Annotated in this window: 16 protein-coding genes and 1 pseudogene; 3 read left to right on the top strand and 14 right to left on the bottom strand. The window is 59.8% G+C overall.

Annotation, left to right across the window (positions count from 1 at the left end; all coding sequences use genetic code 11):
- The first annotated feature begins 71 nt into the window (after positions 1-71).
- The gene (locus Q4481_RS02410; RefSeq protein WP_304374664.1) at positions 72-2,186 is read left to right on the top strand and encodes a putative bifunctional diguanylate cyclase/phosphodiesterase; all 2,115 of its coding nucleotides are present in this window, start codon (positions 72-74) and stop codon (positions 2,184-2,186) included.
- Here Q4481_RS02410 and Q4481_RS02405 read toward each other — a convergent pair.
- The 3 genes from Q4481_RS02405 to Q4481_RS02395 form a co-directional block, all read right to left on the bottom strand.
- Positions 2,153-3,103 carry an endonuclease/exonuclease/phosphatase family protein gene (locus Q4481_RS02405; RefSeq protein ID WP_304374663.1) on the bottom strand — a complete coding sequence of 317 codons (951 nt, stop codon included), beginning with the start codon at positions 3,101-3,103 and terminating at the stop codon, positions 2,153-2,155. The genes Q4481_RS02410 and Q4481_RS02405 overlap by 34 nt on opposite strands.
- 87 nt (positions 3,104-3,190) lie before the next feature.
- Positions 3,191-3,631, bottom strand: a complete 441-nt coding sequence (gene rnhA / locus Q4481_RS02400; protein WP_304374662.1) for a ribonuclease HI — start codon at positions 3,629-3,631, stop codon at positions 3,191-3,193.
- A complete protein-coding gene (locus tag Q4481_RS02395) occupies positions 3,628-4,605 on the bottom strand; it encodes a homoserine kinase (protein ID WP_304374661.1) in 978 nt (325 codons plus the stop codon). The genes rnhA and Q4481_RS02395 overlap by 4 nt, the downstream gene beginning before the upstream one ends.
- A 168-nt stretch (positions 4,606-4,773) precedes the next feature.
- On the opposite strand from Q4481_RS02395, the gene Q4481_RS02390 reads away from it, so the two are divergent.
- Together Q4481_RS02390 and Q4481_RS02385 are read left to right on the top strand one after the other, a co-directional pair.
- On the top strand, positions 4,774-5,082 hold the full coding sequence (locus Q4481_RS02390) for a type II toxin-antitoxin system TacA family antitoxin (protein ID WP_304374660.1): 309 nt from the start codon (positions 4,774-4,776) through the stop codon (positions 5,080-5,082).
- Positions 5,082-5,636 (top strand): GNAT family N-acetyltransferase, encoded by a 555-nt coding sequence (locus Q4481_RS02385; RefSeq protein ID WP_304374659.1) that lies wholly within the window; start codon positions 5,082-5,084, stop codon positions 5,634-5,636. Before Q4481_RS02390 ends, Q4481_RS02385 begins: the two co-directional genes overlap by 1 nt.
- A gap of 9 nt (positions 5,637-5,645) precedes the next feature.
- Here the strand turns inward: Q4481_RS02385 and ispH are convergent, their stop codons facing one another.
- The 11 genes and pseudogenes from ispH to coxB all read right to left on the bottom strand — a co-directional run bounded on the left by ispH (position 5,646) and on the right by coxB (position 13,994).
- A complete protein-coding gene (ispH, locus tag Q4481_RS02380; protein ID WP_304374658.1) occupies positions 5,646-6,638 on the bottom strand; it encodes a 4-hydroxy-3-methylbut-2-enyl diphosphate reductase in 993 nt (330 codons plus the stop codon).
- An 88-nt stretch (positions 6,639-6,726) separates the two neighbouring features.
- Positions 6,727-7,074: pseudogene (locus Q4481_RS02375) on the bottom strand (DUF1304 domain-containing protein); the annotation flags it as partial.
- Positions 7,075-7,117: 43 nt separating this feature from the next.
- Complete coding sequence (locus Q4481_RS02370) at positions 7,118-7,876, bottom strand: SURF1 family protein (RefSeq protein WP_377352358.1); 759 nt, start codon at positions 7,874-7,876, stop codon at positions 7,118-7,120.
- Positions 7,845-8,228: a DUF983 domain-containing protein gene (locus Q4481_RS02365; RefSeq protein WP_304374656.1), complete on the bottom strand. Its 384-nt coding sequence runs from the start codon at positions 8,226-8,228 to the stop codon at positions 7,845-7,847. The genes Q4481_RS02370 and Q4481_RS02365 overlap by 32 nt, the downstream gene beginning before the upstream one ends.
- A 113-nt stretch (positions 8,229-8,341) precedes the next feature.
- On the bottom strand, positions 8,342-8,623 hold the full coding sequence (locus Q4481_RS02360; RefSeq protein WP_304374655.1) for a GNAT family N-acetyltransferase: 282 nt from the start codon (positions 8,621-8,623) through the stop codon (positions 8,342-8,344).
- Between the two features lie 70 nt (positions 8,624-8,693).
- The gene (locus Q4481_RS02355; protein ID WP_304374654.1) at positions 8,694-9,572 is read right to left on the bottom strand and encodes a cytochrome c oxidase subunit 3; all 879 of its coding nucleotides are present in this window, start codon (positions 9,570-9,572) and stop codon (positions 8,694-8,696) included.
- 55 nt (positions 9,573-9,627) lie between these two features.
- Positions 9,628-10,248, bottom strand: coding sequence for a cytochrome c oxidase assembly protein (locus Q4481_RS02350; protein WP_304374653.1), 621 nt, complete (start codon positions 10,246-10,248; stop codon positions 9,628-9,630).
- Positions 10,245-10,385 carry a cytochrome c oxidase system small membrane protein gene (locus Q4481_RS02345; RefSeq protein WP_304374652.1) on the bottom strand — a complete coding sequence of 47 codons (141 nt, stop codon included), beginning with the start codon at positions 10,383-10,385 and terminating at the stop codon, positions 10,245-10,247. The genes Q4481_RS02350 and Q4481_RS02345 overlap by 4 nt, the downstream gene beginning before the upstream one ends.
- 2 nt (positions 10,386-10,387) lie before the next feature.
- Entirely contained in the window at positions 10,388-11,344 is a 957-nt protein-coding gene (locus Q4481_RS02340) for a heme o synthase (protein ID WP_304374651.1), read from the bottom strand.
- Between the two features lie 62 nt (positions 11,345-11,406).
- Entirely contained in the window at positions 11,407-13,086 is a 1,680-nt protein-coding gene (ctaD, locus tag Q4481_RS02335; RefSeq protein ID WP_304374650.1) for a cytochrome c oxidase subunit I, read from the bottom strand.
- Positions 13,087-13,112: 26 nt separating this feature from the next.
- Complete coding sequence (gene coxB / locus Q4481_RS02330; RefSeq protein WP_304374649.1) at positions 13,113-13,994, bottom strand: cytochrome c oxidase subunit II; 882 nt, start codon at positions 13,992-13,994, stop codon at positions 13,113-13,115.
- Positions 13,995-14,098 lie beyond the last annotated feature (104 nt).

Below are 14,098 nucleotides of genomic sequence, written 5' to 3'. Positions count from 1 at the left end.
TCTGCTAATTAAGAATTTGGCAATAGTCAGAATTCTAGGTCTGTCGCATATCGAATTGCCGCGGCTGACCCATGTCTTATATCATCTCCTGCATTACGACCTCTCACAATCCCTGGCTCGTGCTTGTGGCGGCGCTGATCTGCTTTGCCGGCAGTTGGGCAACGGTGGGGCTTTTCAGGCGGGGGCGGCTGGCGCGTGGCAGTGAAGCGATCGGCTGGCATTTTCTGACGGCGACAGCCGCGGGTGCTGCGGTCTGGTGCACGCATTTCATCGCCATGCTAGCTTACCAGCCGAGCGTGAATGTCACTTTCGATCCGGTTTTGACGATCGTGTCCCTGCTGGTCGTCATGCCGGGTGGATTTGCCGGCTTCATGATTGGCGGCGCCCTGCCCTATCGCTGGGCCCCCTCCCTCGGCGGTGTCGTCGTGGGCCTCTCTGTGGCCGCCATGCATTACACCGGCATGGAAGCTTATAAGATCAACGGCATCGTCGAATGGGACAGCCGCGTCGTCATCGCTTCGGTGGTGCTCGCTGTCATACTCGGCGGGATTGCGCTGCATGTCGCCTCGCTTGACCACCATCTAAAGACCAAGCTTGCGGCGACCGTTATCTTCCTTCTCTCCGTTGTTGGCCTGCATTTCACCGGCATGGCCGCGCTCCGGATTACCCCGATGGCCGTGGGGCTGCATTTCGTTGATCCCGATGCCATGCGGGCCATGGCGATTGCTGTGGCACTCGCCGGCTTCATCATCGTCGGCGCCGCAATTTCGAGCTATCTGATCGACGGAAAGACGCGGGCGAAATCGATTACCGATCTCAGGAAGATGGCGCTCAGCGATGGTTTGACCGGCCTCTCCAACCGCGCGCATTTCCACGAAATTCTCGACCATTCGATCGACGAGACAGCCAGAACCGGACGAAAGTTCGTCCTTGCCGCGATCGATCTCGACCGCTTCAAGGAAATCAACGACGTTCGCGGCCATTCGATCGGCGACCTGACATTGGTGCTGCTTGCCGAAAGAATGCGTGAATTTGCCGGACCCGGTGTTCTCGTCGCCCGGGTCGGCGGCGACGAGTTCATGCTGCTTTTGCCGTCTGGCAATCGCGCCGACGCCATGAAGCGCCTTTCCAGTCTTCGATCCGAACTCGTTAAGCCCTTTGACATCGACGATTTCGAACTCTCCGTCGGTGCCAGTATCGGTGCCTGCCTCTATCCGGACGATGCCTCCACCAAAGACCTCCTGATCAACAATACCGACCTTGCGCTCTATCGCGCCAAGGCAGAACCGACAGAGAAGATCTGTTTCTTCGACCAGGAGATGGATGAGGCCGTCCGCAAACGGCGGGCGCTGGCAAACGATCTCAGACAGGCCATCGCCAACGACGAACTCGAACTCCACTATCAGGTCCAGAGTTCGGTGCTGACCGGTGAAATCACCGGCTACGAAGCGCTGCTGCGCTGGCGCCACCCGCAGCGCGGCCTTGTGCCGCCGATGGAATTCATCCCGCTTGCCGAGGAAAACGGCCTCATCCTCAAGCTCGGCGAATGGGCGCTACGCGAAGCCTGCCAGCAGTTCGCCCGCCGCGACCCGCCGGTCAAGGTTGCCGTCAACCTGTCGCCGATCCAGTTCCTGCATCCGAACCTTGCCAAACTGGTGAGCGATATTCTCGATGAAACCGGGATGCCGCCGCACTATCTCGAACTGGAACTCACGGAATCGGCCATCATCGCCGACAAGGCGCGAACGCTTGCCATTCTCGAGCAGATCCGCAAACTCGGCGTGACCTTTGCGCTGGATGATTTCGGCACCGGCTATTCGTCGCTGGAAACGCTGCGTGCCTTCCCCTTCGACAAGATCAAGCTGGACAAATCCTTCATGGATGAGGCTGCCGAAAGCCTGCAGGCGCGCTCGATCATCCGGGCCGTGCTTGCGCTCGGCAAGAGCCTGGGCATTCCGGTTCTGGCCGAAGGGATCGAAACCTACGATCAGATGAACATCCTGCGGGAAGAGGGTTGCGACAATGCCCAGGGCTACCTGCTCGGCAAGCCGGCACCCTATTCGGTAATTTCTGATGATCCGGCCAATTATGCGACCAGGCTGCGGGCCATCGCCCGTCAGTCCGCAGCCTCAGAAGCGGGACGGACGAGGGATCAGAAAGACACCTTCGCCATCGTCGCCCGGTGATCGGCCGGCCAGGGCGTAACGACGATATCGGCCTCGGGTTTCTTTTCGCCGACGATGCCGGCGGAGAGAACCTTGAGGTTCTTCGCGCGACCGAAGGTGAAATCGATCCGGTCGTGATGGTCATCCTTGGCGGTCGGTTCTGACGTCGGTGTCCAGGTCAAGGCCGGCTTGGCGGCGACATCCGGCCAGGCCGTGCGGAAAAGATCGTGAAATCCCCAGCTCTCGATCCGCAGTGTGGACGGATAGGCAACGACCATCGGCTGCAGCCCGGCCTTGACGGCAGCTTCCGTCCAGTCGAGATGCGATGGCTCGTTGAAATCGCCGAAAATGAAGGCGGCATCCGAACCCGAAACAGCCTTGAGATCTGCCTCAAGGAGGTCGAGCGCCGGGCCACGCGCCTTTTTCGCCGCCTCGACGGCCTCCGCCGCCGTTTTCAGGAACGGGGCCGGGCCGTACTCGATGTTGAGCAGCTGATAGGGCTGATAGGGAAAATCCGTCAGATGGATATTACAGGCTGCGACCCTACGCCCATCCACTGCGATTTCGACACAGAGATCGTTTTTGGTAGCCTTGCCGATCGGATAGCGGCTCAGAATGGCATTCGCCCAGACGGCTGGGTTGGACGCCGACTGGTCGTAATAATGATAGCCGAGCGCCTTGGCGATATCGGCGGCGACCGATTTTCCGGTCGGCACGCAATTGTCGGCGTCGCAGGGATCGGGTTCCGGCTTGGTTTCCTGAATGCCGATGATATCCGGATTGACCGCCTTGATGACAGCGACGGTTTCATCGACCGGTTTGTCGGCATTGGCACCGCCGCCCCAGATATTGAAACTCATGACCGTGAGATCGGTCGCTGCCGCCGGAAGTGCGACTGATGCGAGAAAAAGCGAAAGAAGAATGGACTTGCTGTTCATGGACCTGCCCCCAAATGCACGCCTATGAAGGCACAGGTCCATGACAGTCGCAAGACGCCGCTTGTGCAAAGCTATACGCTCGCCCAATTATTTCCGCTTGTAGGGTTCCATCGCCAGGCGCGCGAGTTCGTCGCAGCGTTCGTTTTCCGGATGTCCGGCATGGCCCTTGACCCAGTGCAGCGTCACCTTGTGCACCTGGCGGGCCTCATCCAGCGCCTGCCAGAGTTCGGCATTCTTGACCGGCTTCTTGTCGGCGGTCTTCCAGCCGTTTTTCTTCCAGCCGAAGATCCATTTCGACAGACCATCCTTCACATAGGCGCTGTCGGTATAAAGATCGATCTCGCACGGGCTCTTGAGCGCCCTCAGCGCCTCGATCGCCGCCATCAGTTCCATGCGGTTGTTGGTCGTGTCCGGCTCGCCGCCCGACAGTTCCTTCTCTATCTCGCCATAACGGAGAATAGCGCCCCATCCGCCCGGCCCGGGATTGCCAGAACAGGCGCCATCGGTGAAGATATCTATATGCTTCATGCGCCCTCTCCAGCCATCAGGCCATATTCGGCCGGAGACACCACCGCCTGATGGAAGCGGAGCTTGCGCAGATATTCGAGCGGATCCTTCTTCGTCACCATGGCACCCGGCGGCGTCATCAGCCAGTCATAGAGGCGGGTGAGGAAGAAGCGCATTGCAGAACCGCGGCAGAGCAGCGGCAGCGCCTGTGTTTCAGCGGCCGAAAGCGGACGCACCGACTGATAGCCCTCGATCATCGCCATGCCCTTGGTGATGTTATAGGACCAGTCCTTCTCGAAGCACCAGGCGTTGAGGCAGATCGACAGGTCGTAGGCGAGGAAATCGTTGCAGGCGAAATAGAAGTCGATCAGGCCAGACAGCTTGTCATCGAGGAAGAAGACATTGTCCGGGAACAGATCGGCATGGATCACACCCGCCGGCAGATCCTGCGGCCAATGAGCTTCGAGATGGGCAAGCTCAGTGGCAATTTCCGCCTTCAGGCCCGTCTCGACCTCATCGGCACGATCTTCCGACCGGTCCCAGAGTGGCCGCCAGCCGGAAACCGACAGGGCATTGCGCCGTTTGAGCGCAAAACCTTCGCCGGCCAGGTGCATGCGCGCCAGGGCCTCGCCGACATCACGGCAATGGCGGGCTTCCGGCTTGCGCAGCCACATGCCTTCCAGAAAGGAAATCAGCGCGGCAGGGCGGCCGGCAAGCTCGCCCAGCTGGGCACCATCCTTGCGGGCAACCGGCAGAGGGCAGGACAGGCCGCGGTCGGCCAGATGCTGCATCAGGCCGAGAAAGAACGGCAGATCATTGCGATCCACCCGCTTCTCATAAAGCGTCAGGATATAGGGCGCCTTGTCAGTATGGAGCAGGAAATTGGAATTCTCGACGCCCTCGGCGATGCCCTTGTAGGACATCAGGTTGCCGGCATCATACTCGGCCAGGAACGCCTTGAGTTCGTCTTCTGTAATATCGGTATAGACTGCCACGAGGAGAATCCCTGTTATTCCGGTTGCGGCAACGACTAGCGCGACCAGCGACGAAGTGCCAGTCCCTCCACGACACGAAGCCCGGATTTCATGCGCACGTGGATATTCCTGCTCGCGTTTTGTTTCGTACGGCAATTGAGCGTACATATGAAAAAAGAGGTGACGACCATGCGAAGCTTCGATGACATTTGTGCTGCGATTGACGAGCCCAATGATGCGCGCATGAATTTCAGGACAAAGGCCCGGATCAAGGCAACGATACAACGCGCGGCGGCCCTGTCCGGCGTCGATGACACGGCCTTTACGATCAATGCCGCCTATCGGTCTGCGCTTGAGACCATTGCCGCCCATGAACGGACTTTTCTCGAAACATCGGACCATGAGGCCTTCTTCAGCGCGCTAGACAATCCGCCAGTGCCATCCGACAGATTGAAGGCCGGGTTCGCGCGGCACACCAAGACCATCGTTTCGCGCTGATGTCGAACGAAGGCGAGAGGCGCTACACGGTTGAGGCGCTGGACCCCTCTCGGCATGACAGGACCGGTTTTGCCTCCGGGGTCGACAAGGTCGACAATTTCCTCCAGAAGACGGCCAACAAGCTGACGCGGGCGGACAATCTGCGGGTCTATGTGATGACCGATGATAGCCGGACCATCATGGGCTTCGACGCCATCAACAGCCATTCGGTGGATTATCGCGACCTGCCGGCGAAATTCGCCCGCACCCGGCCCGGGCATGGGCTCATTCCAGCTGCTTTCATTTCCATGATAGGAAGGGACGTGCGCTACCGCGGCCAAGGCTTTGGCGGCGACCTTCTGATCGATTGCCTGCAGCGCATCGCGCGGATCGCAGATCAGATCGGGATCGCGGTTGTGATGCTCGATGTGCTGGATTGTGGGGATGAGGCCCGAACGGCGCGGCGTAAGGCGCTTTGCGCCAGCTACGGGTTCATGCCGCTGCCATCAAACCCGTTGCGAATGTTCCTGCCGGTGGCGACGATCAGGGCTGCGATGGATGGCAACAGCCCATAGGGCGCACTTTCACCCGTTCACCCAGGCCATGTCCTCGTGGGTGAGTTCGATATGGCGGAGTTCGCGGTTGACCGGGAAATGCTCGTTTTCCTCGGCCATTTCGGCGAGCTCGACGGTCGCATCATAGCGGTCGCGGAAGGCATCGATGATCTCGTTGACGATCACTTCCGGTGCCGATGCTCCGGCAGACAGGCCAACGGTCCGGAGCGGGCCTACGGCATCCCAGTCGATCTCGGCGGCGCGCTGGACAAGCACAGCCTGTCGGGCACCGGATTTGAGCGCCACTTCGACCAGACGTTTGGAATTGGAGGAGTTGGGCGCGCCGACGATCAGGAAGAGATCGCAACCGGGGGCTGCCAGTTTGACCGCCTCCTGGCGATTGGTCGTCGCATAGCAGATCGATTCGGCTGCCGGATCCTGCAAGTTGGGAAAACGCTCCTTGAGCTTGGCGATCACCCCTTCGCTATCCTCGACCGACAGCGTCGTCTGGGTGACATAACCGAGCTTGTCCGGGTCGGGCGGCATGTAGCGAGCCGCATCCTCGACCGTGTCGACAAGCGAGACGGCGCCTTCGGGCAGCTGGCCCATGGTGCCGATGACCTCGGGATGGCCTTCGTGGCCGATGAGGATGACATGGCGACCCAGCCGCTGGTGACGGAGCGCCTGCTTATGCACCTTGGACACCAGCGGGCAAGTGGCATCGAGATAGAAGAGATTGCGCGCAATCGCATCGGCGGGAACCGATTTCGGCACGCCATGCGCGGAAAAGACGACCGGCTGGGCGCGATGTTCTTCCGGAATCTCGTCGAGCTCCTCGACAAAGATCGCGCCCTTGGCCTCAAGCCCCTCGACCACATAGCGGTTATGCACGATCTCGTGGCGAACATAGACCGGCGCGCCATAGGCCTTGAGCGCCAGAACGACGATCTGGATGGCGCGATCAACCCCGGCGCAGAAGCCGCGCGGAGCGCAAAGACGGATGGCGAGCGGCGATTTGGTCATCATATCCTCATGAATTCGTCGTCACCTGCGGCGAAGGTGCTGTGCCGCAGCAATCGAGATCCAGATAGGGATTGGCGAAGGCGACAGTAAGGCCGAGCGCGATGATTGCCGGCAGACCCTGGATCATCAGGATGCGTCGGGAGACGCTGTAGGCGCCATAAAGTGCGGCAACGATGACGCAGGAGAGGAAGAACAGCTTGAGATCGAAGGCGAAGAAACTGCGGCTTTCGATGAGCGCCCAGACGAGGCCGGCGACGAGAAAACCGTTATAGAGCCCCTGATTGGCAGCGAGGACCTTGGTCAGTTCCGCCTTCTCCGGCGTGTTGCGGAACGCCTTGAGCCCTGCCGGCTTGGTCCAGGCGAACATTTCGAGATAGAGGAAATAGGCATGCAGGAGAGCGACCAGTGCGATCAACACTGACGAGACGATATACATGCGAATTTCCTCCTGCGGGTCGAATTGATTTTCGACAATTGCTCTATCGCGCTTTGCGGCGGATTGCCAGCACCGAGACGACCAGAAGGGTTGCAGCCAACCCGTACCAGGTGACGGCATAGCTCAGATGATTGTTCGGCAGCTCGACCTGGGTGACGCCGCCCTTCGGCCAGCCACCCGGGTTGGGCGTCGCATCGGCATCAAGAAAGAAATGCTCGAGACGCCCTTCCGGAACATTGGCCGCCTTGGCCATGGCGGCAAGATCCTTCCAGAAATAGAGCCGCTTCTGCGGTTCGTTCTCCGGCACCAGCCAGGACGGTTTTTCCGCGAGTTCGCGTCGATAAAGCCCCTTCACATCCACCTCGCCCGCAATCTGACCTTCGGCACGCTTGGCGGGATCTTTCCGATCTTCAGGCACGAAGCCGCGATTGACGAAGAGAACGCGGCCTTCCGCCATGATCAGCGGCGTATAGACATGGTAGCCCACCTGCCCGTCATGGGTGGCATAGAAATATTGCTCGCCGGCATGATCGAACCGCCCTCTGACCGTCAGCGGGCGATATTCGGCTTCCAGATCCGGCTTCGGCATCTGCGAGAGGGCATGGAGCGAGATCGGCGCGGCATGCCGCATCGCCTCCATCTTAGTAATCAACGCCTCCTTCCACTGCAGGCGCTCGACCTGCCAGGTGCCAAGCGAGACAAGGATGAGGAAGGCGATGGCCAGCACGAGATAGGTGCCGATGCCGACCTTGCGTTTTGTCGAACCGGAATCAGCCACGATCGATCTCGCCCTGCCGGGCATTGTTTCTATACTGGAGGGCGATCAGCAGCGCCTTGAGCACACGCAGCAGCCAGAGGCTGAGACCGACCGCAAGCGGAATCCACAGAATGAGATGGAGCCAGAGCGGCGGATTGAGGTTGATCTCGGTCCAGAGCGCCAGACCAACGACGATGAAGCCGATGATCATGATGACGAAGACGGCGGGACCATCGCCCGAATCGGCGAAGGAATAATCGAGCCCGCAGGCGGAACAGCGCGGCTTGATCGTCAACAACCCGTCGAACAGTTTGCCCTGGCCGCAGCGCGGGCAGCAACCGGTAATGCCGGCCTTGACCGGGTCGACGGGCGGATAAAGCGCCTTGTCATCTGTCATGTCATTCCTCGCATCCGACCTCTTCCTGTCGTTCGGCCGGTTTCCTTGTCACCCTCGCATGACAGGCCGGGCGATCGCAACCCGGCGGACTGTCGCACAAGTCAACTCAGCATTCAGCCGCTGATGACCTCGCGCCATTCGGGGTGACGACCCACTTGCGCCTTGAAAAAAGGGCAGAGCGGAATGATCTTCCAGCCACCCGCGCGCGCCGCCTCGACAGCATGCTGAGCAAGCGCCTGACCGACGCCCTGGCCGCGATAGATATCGGGAACGGCTGTATGATCGATGATGATCAGCTTGGCAGACGCACGCGAAAAGGTCATCTCCGCTTCCTGACCGGGATTGCCGGTGAAATAGCGCCCGCCCGTCGGGCCGTCTTCGCTCTGAATATCCATTGCTCTCCCTTCCGGAAACGAAAAAGGGCGATCGCTGGCGATCGCCCCCTCTATAGTCATGCCACGGAAATCAGCCGTGGGCCAGCGGCGCGCCCCAGCCACCCCAGATATAGATGGAGAAGAACAGGAACAGCCAGACGACGTCGACAAAGTGCCAGTACCAGGCGGCAGCTTCGAAGCCGAAATGGGCCTTCGGCGAGAAATCGCCCGCGGCAGCCCGGATCAGGCAGACCAGCAGGAAGATGGTGCCGACTAGCACGTGGAAGCCGTGGAAGCCGGTGGCCATGAAGAAGGTGGCGCCGTAGATCGATTCCGAGAAGGCGAACGGTGCATGCATATATTCGTAGGCCTGAACGAAGGAGAACAGGACGCCGAGCAGCACGGTCAGAACCAGACCCTGGATCATGCCCTTGCGGTCATTGTGCAGAAGCGCATGGTGCGCCCAGGTGACCGTGGTGCCAGAGAGCAGCAGGATCACGGTGTTGTAAAGCGGCAGATGCCAGGGATCGAGAACCTCGAGGCCCTTCGGCGGCCACTGGCCACCGGTGAACTCGACGCGGCTGGCCTGGATGGCTTCGGCCGAGAAAAGCGAAGCGTCGAAGAAGGCCCAGAACCAGGCAACGAAGAACATCACTTCCGAAGCGATGAACATGATCATGCCATAACGCAGGTGCAGCGACACCACGCGGGTATGATGGCCCTCATGCCCTTCCTTGATCGTATCGGCCCACCAGGCGCCCATTGCGTAGAGCGTGACAACCAGGCCGACCACGAAGATCCACGGGGTTGAAAAATTGGCGCCGAACAACATGAATTCCGCACCGTGGACCCAACGGAACAGGCTGACAAGCCCGAACATCAGCACGAAGGCGCCGAGCGAGGTCAGGACCGGCCATGGGCTGGGATCGATGATGTGATAATCGTGTTGCTTTCCGTGTGCACTCGCCATGTCTAATTCCCCGGCTATTGACCCCTGCGGGACCGCCTCCCCGGCGGTCCGGATGTTAAAGTTGATTGCCCTTGTCCTTGCGGATTGCGGCATTTTCCGCGACCGGCTTCTGCTTGTCGCGGCTATAGAATGTGTAGGACAGCGTCATGACCTTGATGTCCTTCGTTTCCGGCGTATTGACGATTTCCGGATCGACGAAGAAGGTCACGGGCATATCCCGCGTTTCGCCCGGCTTCAGCGTCACATCGGTGAAGCAGAAACATTCGAGCTTGTTGAAATAGGCGCCAGCCGACATCGGCGTCACATTGAACACGGCCTGGCCGGTTTCCTCGGTCGCCGAATTGTTGGTGACGCGGAAATTCACCTGGATCGTCTCGCCGATGCGCGGCTCGACCGCACGCTCGACCGAGCGGAATGTCCAGTTGAGATCGCCTGCGGTGTTGGAATCGAATTCGACGCGGATCGTCTCATTGAGGATCGTATTCGATGCCTGTTCGACACGCTGCGTGGTGCCGTTGTAACCGGTAACCTTGCAATAGAGTTCATAGAGCGGCACGGCGGCATAGCTCATGCCCACCATTGCGGCAACGAATGCCACGCAGGAAGCCACGATGACGCCATTGCTGCGCGCCTTGCCCTGTTCGACCTTGCCGCTCTCGATGTTGCTATCGCTCAATGCAAAGCTCCCGGAGCCATCTTGATGATGGTAATCGCATAGAAGATCACCACCAGAACGCCGAGCGTCACACCAATGGCAATGTTGCGGTTGCGGCGCGAGCGCCGCTGCAATTCGTTCAACTGCACTCTATCCATACTCATACCTCCCAGAGAATATTGGACCAAAGGCTCGCTGCGAAATGATCAATCATCAGCAGCGAGAAGATCGCGAACAGGTACAGGATGGAGTAGCCGAAAAGCTTCTTGGCCGGAATCATGGCCTTGTCCCCCTCCGGCATGCGGCGACAGAGCAGCGCAAACCAGACAAGGCCGAGACCGAGAAGCGTTGCGACGACGCCATAGACCGGCGACGCGAAACCGAGAATAGTCGGTGCTGCGCCGCAAAGGGCGGTCAGCACGGCATAGATGAGGATCTGGTCCTTGGTCACCTTCTCGCCGGCGAAATTCGGCAGCATCGGCACGCCGACGGAACCGTAATCGCGCATCTTGAAGAGGGCGAGCGCCCAGAAATGGGCCGGCGTCCAGAGGAAGATGATCAGGAAGAGAACGATGCTCTCAACCGAAACGCCACCGGTTACGGCTGCCCAGCCGACCATGGGCGGGAAGGCACCGGCCGCACCACCGATAACGATGTTCTGCGGCGTCCAGCGCTTGAGCCACATCGTATAGACGACGGCGTAGAAGAAGATCGTGAATGCGAGCAGACCGGCGGCGACCGCATTGGCGACGATACCGAGGATGCCGACCGAAAAGCCCGACAGCGTGATGCCGAAGGCTAGCGCTTCGCCCGGCAGGATACGGCCGGCCGGAATCGGACGTGACGCCGTGCGGGTCATGACCGCATCGATATCGGCATCGTACCACATGTTGAGCGCACCGGACGCACCGGCGCCGACAGCGATACAGAGGATCGATACGAAGGCGATGAAGGGATGGATATCGCCGGGCGCCAACACGACACCGGCAACCGCGGTGAAGACGACGAGCGACATGACGCGGGGCTTGAGAAGCGCAAAATAGTCCCTGAACGTCGCCTCGGAAATCCGCGGGGCGTCGTTTGCCGTTCCTACCTGTTCGCTTTCGATCAATGCCATGTTGCTGGTACTCTTCAACGTCCGGAATGGAAGCCGCCCGGTGGGCGGCTTCCGAATTCAAATCACTTGATGCGCGGGAGCTGTTCCCACTGGTGGAACGGCGGCGGCGAAGACAGCTGCCATTCCAGCGTGTCGGCACCTTCGCCCCACGGGTTGTTGCCAGCCACGCGCTTCTTGATGAAGGCTTCGATGATGCAGATGAAGAAGATCGCAACGCCGACGACCGAGATGTAGGAGCCGATGGAGGAAACATAGTTCCAGCCGGCGTAAGCATCCGGATAGTCGATATAGCGGCGCGGCATGCCGGCGAGGCCGAGGAAGTGCTGCGGGAAGAACACGAGGTTCACGCCGATGAACATAACCCAGAAATGCAGCTTGCCGAGGAATTCGGAATACATGTAGCCGAACATCTTCGGGAACCAGTAGTACCAGGCCGCGAAGATGGCGAACACGGCACCGAGCGACAGAACGTAGTGGAAGTGGGCAACCACATAGTAGGTGTCATGGATGACGCGGTCGAGACCGGCATTGGCCAGCTGCACGCCCGTCACACCGCCAACGGTGAACAGGAAGATGAAGCCGATGGCCCAGACCATGGGCGTGCGGAACTCGATGGAGCCGCCCCACATGGTGGCGATCCAGGAGAAGATCTTCACGCCGGTCGGAACCGCGATGACCATGGTGGCGAACACGAAGTAGCGCTGGGCGCCGAGCGACAGGCCGACCGTGTACATGTGGTGGGCCCAGACGATAAAGCCGACGGCACCGATGGCAGCCATGGCATAAGCCATGCCGAGGTAACCGAACACCGGCTTCTTCGAGAAGGTCGACACGATGTGGCTGATGATGCCGAAGCCCGGCAGGATCAGAATGTAGACTTCCGGGTGACCGAAGAACCAGAACAGATGCTGGAACAGGATCGGGTCGCCGCCGCCTTCCGGAGCGAAGAAGGTGGTGCCGAAGTTACGGTCGGTCAGAAGCATGGTGATGCCGCCAGCGAGAACCGGGAGCGACAGCAGAAGAAGGAAGGCGGTGATCAGCACGGCCCAGGCGAACAGCGGCATCTTGTGGATGGTCATGCCGGGTGCGCGCATGTTGAGGATCGTGGTGATGAAGTTGATCGCACCAAGGATCGAGGAGACACCGGCGATATGAAGCGCGAAGATCGCCAGATCAACGGCCGGTCCCGGCGTGCCCGAGGTGGAGAAAGGCGGATAGAGCGTCCAGCCACCGCCGACGCCATGGCCGCCGGGCGAACCTTCGGCAAACATCGACAGGACCAGCAGCAGGAAAGCCGGCGGGACGAGCCAGAAGGAGATGTTGTTCATGCGCGGGAACGCCATGTCCGGCGCACCGATCATGATCGGGATCATCCAGTTGGCGAAACCGCCGATCAGCGCCGGCATGACCATGAAGAAGATCATGATGAGCGCATGCGCGGTGGTGAACATGTTGAACATCTGCTTGCCGGCATCGAGCGCATTGCCCTCGGAAACGCCGTACACCATCTGGGCGAAGCCGTGGAAATACTGGATGCCCGGATCCTGAAGCTCAAGACGCATCATCACCGACAAGAAGCCGCCGATGACGCCCGCGAAGATCGCGAAGATCAGATAGAGAGTGCCGATATCCTTGTGGTTGGTCGAGAAGAACCAGCGCGCAAAGAAACCGGGCTTGTGGTCATGATGCGCATCGTGCGCGTGATCATGACCGGCTGCGGTATGTTCGGAATGTCCAGCCATTGTGGTCACTTTCCTTGAATGTAATTTCAGTTCGCGCTGTCGGCGACGTCCACCGTGCGCGGCGCGTCGACTTCAGCCATCAGGCCCTTGTTGGCCGCATCGAGATCGGTCCCAGCGGCAGCGAGCCACTTGGCATACTGCTCGTCGGACACGACACGGATGGCGATCGGCATGAACGCATGGTCCTTGCCGCACAATTCCGAACACTGGCCGTAGTAGATGCCTTCGCGCTCAGCCTTGAACCAGGTTTCGTTCATGCGACCGGGAACAGCATCGACCTTGATGCCGAAAGCCTGCAGGGCGAACGAATGGATCACGTCGGTCGGATCGGCGGTAACGATCATGCGCACGGTCTTGCCGACAGGAACGACCATGTCGTTGTCGACCGCGAGAAGACGCGGATACTTCGCCATGTCTTCCTTGCCGTACTTTGCCCGCTCGGTTTCGGCCAGCATGACCGAATCAAAGCTGACCGGCGTCTCGGTCGGATATTCGTAGGACCACTTCCACTGGGTCGCGATCGCCTTGATCGTGACATCCGGCTTTTCCGGAATGGTCAACTGCGCCGTCAGAAGCTGGAAGGACGGAATTGCGAAGAACAGCAGGATGATGACCGGCCCAACCGTCCAGATCACTTCGATCAGGGTGTTGTGGCTCGTCTTGGACGGAACCGGATTGGCACCGGCGCGGAACCGCACCATCACGATGACGAGCAGCGCCAGAACGAGCAGAGTGATCGGGATGATGAACCACAATGTATAGTGGTTAAACCAACGAATCTGCTCCATGATCGGCGATGCCGCAGCCTGCAAATCGACCTGCCATTCTCTCGGCTGGTCGGCAAGAGCGCCCGAGGCGGTCAAGATCCCGACCGATGCCGCGAGCGCTGCAAGAACTTTGTTCTTCACGAATGAATCTCCCCAAGTGTTTGATCAGGATCAAACGAAACCGCAGAATCCCTGCTATGGTCTTCACTTAAAACCACAGTTTCGACCATGCCGCAACAGCCTCA

It is taken from the genome of Fluviirhizobium alvei (assembly GCF_030551875.1).
GTDB classification, from domain to species: domain Bacteria; phylum Pseudomonadota; class Alphaproteobacteria; order Rhizobiales; family Rhizobiaceae; genus Rhizobium_E; species Rhizobium_E alvei.
This window is presented reverse-complemented; position numbering and strand designations above follow the sequence as displayed.

Coding starts and splice junctions, on each gene's coding strand:
- Q4481_RS02390 (WP_304374660.1), top strand. CDS start 4,774: ATGCGAAGCTTCGATGACATTTGTGCTGCGATTGACGAGCCCAATGAT.
- Q4481_RS02345 (WP_304374652.1), bottom strand. CDS start 10,385: ATGGATAGAGTGCAGTTGAACGAATTGCAGCGGCGCTCGCGCCGCAAC.
- Q4481_RS02410 (WP_304374664.1), top strand. CDS start 72: ATGTCTTATATCATCTCCTGCATTACGACCTCTCACAATCCCTGGCTC.
- ctaD (WP_304374650.1), bottom strand. CDS start 13,086: ATGGCTGGACATTCCGAACATACCGCAGCCGGTCATGATCACGCGCAC.
- Q4481_RS02360 (WP_304374655.1), bottom strand. CDS start 8,623: ATGGATATTCAGAGCGAAGACGGCCCGACGGGCGGGCGCTATTTCACC.
- Q4481_RS02405 (WP_304374663.1), bottom strand. CDS start 3,103: ATGAACAGCAAGTCCATTCTTCTTTCGCTTTTTCTCGCATCAGTCGCA.
- rnhA (WP_304374662.1), bottom strand. CDS start 3,631: ATGAAGCATATAGATATCTTCACCGATGGCGCCTGTTCTGGCAATCCC.
- ispH (WP_304374658.1), bottom strand. CDS start 6,638: ATGACCAAATCGCCGCTCGCCATCCGTCTTTGCGCTCCGCGCGGCTTC.
- Q4481_RS02355 (WP_304374654.1), bottom strand. CDS start 9,572: ATGGCGAGTGCACACGGAAAGCAACACGATTATCACATCATCGATCCC.
- Q4481_RS02385 (WP_304374659.1), top strand. CDS start 5,082: ATGTCGAACGAAGGCGAGAGGCGCTACACGGTTGAGGCGCTGGACCCC.
- Q4481_RS02370 (WP_377352358.1), bottom strand. CDS start 7,876: ATGCCCGGCAGGGCGAGATCGATCGTGGCTGATTCCGGTTCGACAAAA.
- Q4481_RS02365 (WP_304374656.1), bottom strand. CDS start 8,228: ATGACAGATGACAAGGCGCTTTATCCGCCCGTCGACCCGGTCAAGGCC.
- Q4481_RS02340 (WP_304374651.1), bottom strand. CDS start 11,344: ATGGCATTGATCGAAAGCGAACAGGTAGGAACGGCAAACGACGCCCCG.